Genomic DNA, 7,213 nt, shown 5'->3' with positions numbered 1-7,213 from the left:
CGAATTCGAAAATCTCCGGCTAGATGGCAAGACAGACCGAGCGACTGGCGGAGATGAAGGTAGTGCTGGTTCGTTACGGGCGACTCTATCTGACAGCGTTAAATCTCGAAAAGGATCACTGGCCGAAAGCGCTCCAGTCGTCGCCCTTAGCCGATACTACCAGTATCTCACTGAGTGGCCCTCTGCCCGCGGTTCAACCGTCGTCGAAGCACTCACCAACAATATTGAAGCTAACGACGCCCCGTTTTTCGCTTGGACGCATCTAATGGACATTCACCGGCCAATCCATCCGACGGTCGCTAATAACGATGACACACTCCATCGATATTCTCTCCGGCAACAGTTCGCGGTCGACAGCCACGCATCTACAAACCAGTTCGACGCACGTTCGGAGGTTATATACGATAATGCTGTTCGATACGTCGATAGACAGATTGGTGCCATTATCGACAATCTCCGACAGGAGGGCGTCTGGGGGAACACTTGCCTAGTCGTCACCGGCGACCACGGCGAGGCTTTGTTCGATCGCGACAGGTACGGCCATCCGCGCCACTATCTCTACGACGAACTTCTCCACGTTCCACTGCTCATTGACAACTGTTCTGGTGAGTCTAAACGCATTTCACACCCGTTCTCGTTGGCCTGGCTCGGTGAACTCATTGCTGAGATGGTCGGCATCAATCCTCCGGACTTTCCCTCATCAAGTGGGTATGAAACACACTTCGATGACAAGACAGCAGATGTCCCAGTCGTGTCGGACGCGCTGGACAGTCACGGCCACTCCGTCGCAGTGAGAAATGGGGAGTATAAGTACGTGACTCGCTCACTAACACCGGACGCTGATATGAGCGTGATCGAGACGCCGACCGACACGGGCTATCACGTCGCCAGCGATCGCGGTGAGCGGTGCCCACTCAACGGGGATACAGTCCCGGATCCCCTCGTTGAGTATGCCGAGTCGATTGTCACGGAGCCGTCAGCTTTGCCACGCCTGGAAGGTGGATTCACACGCGAGGCGGAGCGTCGCTTGGAGCAACTCGGCTACAAAATGTGACGGCAACGCTGTCGATTTTGTGAGATTTCGAACGTACAATATAAGTATGATAACAGTCGACACAAAATAAAGAACCGAATGGTCTCTTTACATCAACGACTCCCGTTTGATACCGCAGGTGTACAGAAGCTGCTGGTATCGTGGGCACTGGTCGTTATGTCGATTGAGATTCTTACCATCCTCCAGTTCCGAAACGGATATCAGATTTCGGTGTACAGACAGCTACCAGACGCCCTCCTCGCACTCGCCATCTTCGCTACCGTTTCTGGAACTATTCTCTCCCTATGTTATCTTTCCAGTGAGCGACATCGAACGGCACTATTGGCGCTATTGCCAGTTGTTACTCAAGTTCTGCTCGTTATGGTCTTGCCATTGCTTTTGGGGTATAAAATAATGGCCGGCGATATGCTCTCACATGCCGGCGACATTAGGACGATTCAGTTCCACGGAAGTATCATCTCTACTTCACGTGTACACTTCAGCAATCAGTACCGGCCGATGTTTCATCTCCTGTTCATCGTACTCGATAGCGTCACCAGGACCCTTCTGGTGTTCAATGAATCCTTCGTTGCGTTTGGCGTTGTAGATCTGTTCAGTGCCTTCGTCTTCTTGCTCCTATCCGGAACGTTCTGTAGGAGCTACAACATCCCCGGCGTGTACGGCGTTTATGGCGCCTTGTTGGTGGTTTTTACTGGTATCGCACCGTCAAACATGGCCTTCGAGACACTGTTTGTTCTGGCGCTACTCCTTCTGGCACGAGTGACCACTGTGGCAGAGAGTCGTCGCTTTCTATTCCTGTTCGTAGTAGTTGCCGTCTCACTGTGGCCCTTCCACCAACTCCCGCCAGTGATGCTGACTTTCGTCGCAGGACTTGCGGTGATACTCCACTTGCCAGGACTCCGCGAGTGGCTCCCCCAGTTTGGAGTCATCCGGTTACGAAAACTCTCAGGAGTAGTGCTCCTCCTACCGTTCCTCGTCGGTGTGCCTGGCTACCTTTGGTGGACGCATGCGCCGTACTTCAAAATGGCTGTAGGCCGTCTGTTTGGCTTGGCCGCGACCGGTGGTTCCGCCGCGACACAGCAGACATCGGTTCTGTTCGAGGAGTTTGGGTTCACTTTATTCGAGTTCGGTCTCCTTGTACTCAAAACGCGGGGGCCGACGATACTGTTGCTTATGCTAGGAGGACTTGGGGGGATGTTTGTTCTCCTCCCGCAACACAGGGTTGAAACCCCCCGAATTCCACCGATTCTATTTTTCATATTTGCCATCGGGGGTCTCTGGACCCCGCTAGAATTTGTCGGGGGAGGACTCGGACTCGGATACGGTCGAGCGCTTCTCATGATAAAGATGATTATTCCGCTGTTCGTTGGTATCTTTCTGTTCGTGTCGTTTCGGTGGGTCCGTCGAATACGGCGAGACCACTTCCTAACAGCTGCTGCTGTATTTCTCCTCATAAGTAGTTCGCTCACGGCAGGTCTGTTACTGCACCAGGCCAGCCTCCAGAGCAGCCCCTGGGTCGCATCCGGCAACAACAATATTGTCGAGAGTGAACTTGACGGCTGGGAGTGGTATCTCGAAAATAAGTCAGCGGAACATGGAACGGTTACGCTCGCCCGCCGACCGGATCGGTTTATGCAATTTTTCCTTACGGCAAGAGAGCGAGTACGACGAAGTGACAACGTCCGGTACGCACCAGGCGATCGACGAACCACCGTCCCACCCCATTTCGGGAACACAACGCTCGGTGCACAGTTCGGGGACGCCTACTACATCGACACGGCTGCGGGCCGTTTGAATCGTTTGGAGGTCCATCCCGAATGGGGCGTGTTCGTCCGCGAGGACTTCGAGCGACTTGAAGCGGACCCAACGACGAACCGAATCTACCAGAACGGCAACGTGAACATTTATCGCGTCACGAACGCCACCAAAAACTGACTAAGGACCGGTAGAAACGCCGCTAATGGCCGTTATCGTGGTCCTTGCGTATTCTTCGACTCAATTACGGCCAAGCGAGACGACGGTGAGATTGTTGCCGGCCTTTTCCGCCAGGGCCTCCTCAATGGAGTCAAAGCAGTCGGTATCGCCACCGCCTTGAGCCAGCGTCTCTGACCCACCGACCCCACCTGGAGCGTCTACCATTGCCGCCCGAGCGACGGCGATGGCCGACTCGTCACTCATGGTTCCAGCTGTCAGGACGAACGTCACGTCTTCGTGCGCACAGACGGCGGTAAGATTGTCTTGGTCGAGAGCTGACGAGAGCGCTCGGGCGTCCTCACCAGTGCCGCCGACCAGATGCACGACGAGCACATCGTCCGGCTCGACTGCATCCGTCCTCAGTGCGTTCGCAGCGATCCCGGCCCATGTCTCGCGGGTTTCCTCAACAGAACGCTGGAGGTCACGGACCTTCGAATCCAGCGACCTGGCGGCCGCAGGAACGTCCTCGACGGATGTATCCAAAATGTCTGCAACCGCGTCGAGTCGTCTGTCAGCGGTATCGGCGCCGTCTAACCCCGCAATTGTCTCGTCCCATCCTACGCTCGTTTCGAGTCCATCCCGAAGTGCTTTCTCTCGCCGATACCAGTAAGCGTTGGTCACAGCGAGAATCACTCCCGCGACGAGCAGGGCCGTAATCATGCTATTCATGGATCCACTCCTTGAGTCGTGGGCCGACCCAATCGTACGTAATCAAGGGTGCCAGTTGTGTCACGACCGATTCGAGGTGGCGGTACTGGCTGAGTGACCCCGCACCGACCCGATGTGGGGGTGACACCATGCTCACTAGGCTCCGCTCACGGCCGCCGAACTGTCGCTTGAAGGTGTGCACCCCCGATTCAGGACTCGTCCGCCCGAAATCGATCGCGGCCCGCTTTTCGCAGGCTCTTTCGATTGCCGTCGAGTACAGCAGGTGGTTGGGCGAACGATCCCAGTGTGCCTCGTCCGAGGCACTACTCCAAATGACGCTCTCAGAGCCTTGCGAGAGGATTAGGACACCACCTACGGCCGTCCCGTCCAGGTCGGCGAGCAACACCGTGCAGTCCGTACCAAACTCGTCGAACAGGCCGTGGAAGAACGAGCGTGGAAACTGCGGACTCCCGAGTCGCTGCATTGTCGCCAGATAAAGGTTGTAGTACTCGGTGATTCCTTGGTGGTCCGAAACTGTCCGAACGGACAAGCCAGCATCATGTGCAAGTCCGACGTTTCGTCGGACCTCCGTCTCGAAAGCCTGCTCAAAAAGATCCTCGTAGGGGCGGTCGAGCAGTAGTCGGAACGTGACGCCCGTGTGGATCCCCCCAAACCCGGCGTCGCTGTAGCCGACCATTCTGCTTTGGGGAGCCTCCTTGACGATTCTCGTGTCGAACCGTCCGCGGTCATTCGCCATGGCCTGCAACACCGGTATTGATTCGACATCAGGTTCGAGCAGCGGATAGCCGTACTCACAGAACGGCTGGACAATATCAGTCCCGAACACGCCTCCGGTCTCGAAACCTGGGACGACACCAACAATTACACCGTCACGCTGAACCAGACGATACCGTGAGTCGTAGTCGAATGCGCGCTCGATGGCACGCTTCCAAGCTAGCGTGTGAAACGGCGTCGATTGGTCGTGAGACTTGACGATCCTCGTCCAAGTACTGGTGTCTGCGTCCTGTAGCGAAACGAGTTCCAGCGAGTTCTCAATGGTCATCTTCCCCTCACACGTCGCGCTCATCCGTGACGTTTGATGACGCGATTGAAAACTGTGCTGATACGCTCGACCGTGGATGTATCGAGGCCGGCGTGGACTGGGAGATTCACCACGCTGGCTGCAACGCGCTCAGCAATGTCGGCCTCTCCCTCCGGCGCGACCGTATAGTCGTACATCGTCGAGACGCCGACCCCCTTGCGGCGGAGCGCACGACAGATATTCGCCCGCTGTTCCGGCGGCACAAGGACTGGGTATCTAAAGTACGTGTGATTGGGAGAATCAACCGGCATCTGTATTGGGCCTTCCAGATTCATTGCGTATCGCCTTGCGTGGTCACGCCGTGTCTGGACGCGGTCGGCCAGTTCGGCTAGCTGGCGGTCGAGCAATCGTCGCTGCGCCGGTGTCAACGGGCGTGGAGCGGTCTCACCGATGACCGCTGCCGTCGAGGTAAAAAAAGGGTCCAGTACCTGCCGCCGGAGCTGTTCATACACGCGCCCGGGTATCACGCCCAGCGCGCCGTCCGCAACCTTCGTCGCCGCAAGCCGGGGTATCGCTGTGTAGTCAGGCGATGTTGGAGTCAGAGGGCCTATATCCGACCCAACCAGTAGACCGCCCTTGTGCGTGGTCACCTCTTTCGAGAACCGGAAGCTGAACACGCAGTAATCGGAGTGGGAACCGACCGTCGAAGTACTGACCGCGGCACCGAGCGCCTGTGCGGCGTCCTCAATGACGACTAAGTCGTGTTGCTCAGCAATCTCGCGTATCCGACTCATATCCACTAGTGCCCCAAACAGGTGCACCGGGACGACAGCTACGGCTGTCGGAGCGACAGCCGCGAGAGCATCCAGGTCCATCGTGAACGATGTCGGCTCAATATCGACGAACCGGGGGGTAGCGACGGCCTCGACAGCTGAGACAAGCGCGTGGCACGTATAGGCTGGGAGAACGACTTCGTCGTCCGCGTTGAGGCCCGCGTCAGTGAGTGCTGCGACTAGTGCTGCGCGTGCAGTCGGAAATGCCATTTCCGACGTAACGTTGGCTTCGATTCGGTCCACGACCGGGGCAGTGGGACACTCGTCGTCGCTGGTTGCTTCCCAGATGTCGCGGACACCTACTGGAATCCATTCGGTTACGGCTCGCACGCTCAACACACCCTCCTTAATCCGCTGACAATCACAGCGGTAACCATTAGGCCACCTCTCGGTAGAGGGTCCGATAGCATTCGACTATCGATTTCCAGGCAAAGCGATCGGCGACGAGCGTTTTGCCCGCCTTGACCTGGCCTTGATAACGCTGTTTGTTGGTCAGTATCGACTCGATTTCGCGTGCAAGCGTTTCAGGTGCGTTTGGCTCGACGACGATTCCTGCTGTCTCTTGAGCAAGTACGCGGCCGACACCACTCTCCGACGTGACGAGTGTCGGGAGCCCCATCGCCATCGCTTCGAGAGCAACGAGCCCGAAACTCTCGGACATCGTCGGAGAGGGGAGGACGAACGCATCAGCCCCAGCGTAGGCCCGTCGAAGGGTCTCGTCGTTAAGATGGCCCGTAATTGTGACGCGCCCCCCGAGTCCCCGCTCGGTAACAGCCTCCTTGACGTCCTCACGCAGCGGTCCATCTCCTACCAGAACGAGGCGGGAATCGATTCCTTCTATTTGGTCGAATGCTGCTATAAGGGTGTCAAGACCCTTGTATCGACGGAAGGTGCCGACGAAAAGTACTACCATCGTACCGGAATCAATCGGATACGGCGGGTCTCCGTCGACGGCATCTGGGTCATACCACGCCGTATCGACGCCCATTGGGACCGTTGTCAGTTTCGACTTGTAGCGATCGAACAGCCCGAACTCGCCGGGGATGGCGTCGTTAGAGACGTGGATCCGGTCCGCCGCCCGGAGCGAGGCGTGTAACAGCGACCGATTGTAGATACTACCGAACGCACCGATTAGACTCGTCCAGTTCATCTCGAAGGCCCCATGACAGGTCAACACGAGTGGTACGTCAGCGAGCTCAGCACACAGCGCCGCTGTTTCCGGGAAGAACGGCAGCGGATAGTGGGTGTGGACGATATCAGGTTCGAAATCGGCGATGGCTCGGCGAAGCGTAAGTGGATAGCCAGGTGACACGGGAAACCCCGCTACTTTCCGGGACCCGGACCGGTCCGTCGCTACCGTATCAGCCGTCACATCGCCACCCTGGTCGGTCGTAACAACACGGCAAGTGTCCCCACACTGTTCAAGGTGTCGGGTCAGGTGGTGGATAAAGTACGGACATCCCCCTTTGACCGGCAGGAACGTCCCCGTGGCGTGAAGCACCCTCATCTCCTGTTCAAAAGTGATTCGCCTGCGTGTATGATTCCTTCGAAATCGCGGATAGTTGGACGACGCGAGGGTTTCGGGTTCAGTCTTGAACAATCTTGGTATCCCTACACGAATCAGAATACTCATTGGGCCCCTTTTCGAATGTTCGCCAACGA

The 7,213-nt window shown here is 57.0% G+C and carries 6 protein-coding genes; 2 read left to right on the top strand and 4 right to left on the bottom strand.

What is annotated here, in order from left to right:
- Both GRX66_RS02225 and GRX66_RS02220 read left to right on the top strand, forming a co-directional pair.
- A partial coding sequence (locus GRX66_RS02225; RefSeq protein ID WP_159525062.1) for a sulfatase-like hydrolase/transferase occupies window positions 1-1,054 on the top strand: 1,054 nt, incomplete at its 5' end.
- A 393-nt stretch (window positions 1,055-1,447) separates the two neighbouring features.
- Window positions 1,448-2,989: a hypothetical protein gene (locus GRX66_RS02220; RefSeq protein WP_159525061.1), complete on the top strand. Its 1,542-nt coding sequence runs from the start codon at window positions 1,448-1,450 to the stop codon at window positions 2,987-2,989.
- Window positions 2,990-3,049: 60 nt separating this feature from the next.
- Here the strand turns inward: GRX66_RS02220 and GRX66_RS02215 are convergent, their stop codons facing one another.
- The 4 genes from GRX66_RS02215 to GRX66_RS02200 are packed head-to-tail and all read right to left on the bottom strand — an operon-like array spanning window position 3,050 to window position 7,058.
- Window positions 3,050-3,697, bottom strand: a complete 648-nt coding sequence (locus GRX66_RS02215) for a hypothetical protein (protein ID WP_159525060.1) — start codon at window positions 3,695-3,697, stop codon at window positions 3,050-3,052.
- The gene (locus GRX66_RS02210) at window positions 3,690-4,739 is read right to left on the bottom strand and encodes a lipid II:glycine glycyltransferase FemX (RefSeq protein ID WP_159525059.1); all 1,050 of its coding nucleotides are present in this window, start codon (window positions 4,737-4,739) and stop codon (window positions 3,690-3,692) included. Before GRX66_RS02210 ends, GRX66_RS02215 begins: the two co-directional genes overlap by 8 nt.
- 20 nt (window positions 4,740-4,759) lie before the next feature.
- Window positions 4,760-5,881, bottom strand: a complete 1,122-nt coding sequence (locus tag GRX66_RS02205) for a DegT/DnrJ/EryC1/StrS family aminotransferase (protein WP_159525058.1) — start codon at window positions 5,879-5,881, stop codon at window positions 4,760-4,762.
- Between the two features lie 46 nt (window positions 5,882-5,927).
- Window positions 5,928-7,058 carry a glycosyltransferase family 4 protein gene (locus GRX66_RS02200; protein ID WP_159525057.1) on the bottom strand — a complete coding sequence of 377 codons (1,131 nt, stop codon included), beginning with the start codon at window positions 7,056-7,058 and terminating at the stop codon, window positions 5,928-5,930.
- Window positions 7,059-7,213: the final 155 nt, after the last annotated feature.

The organism is Halobacterium bonnevillei (assembly GCF_009831555.1).
GTDB classification, from domain to species: domain Archaea; phylum Halobacteriota; class Halobacteria; order Halobacteriales; family Halobacteriaceae; genus Halobacterium; species Halobacterium bonnevillei.
The sequence above is the reverse complement of the archived record's forward strand: the minus strand, read 5'-3'. Positions and strand labels throughout refer to the sequence as shown.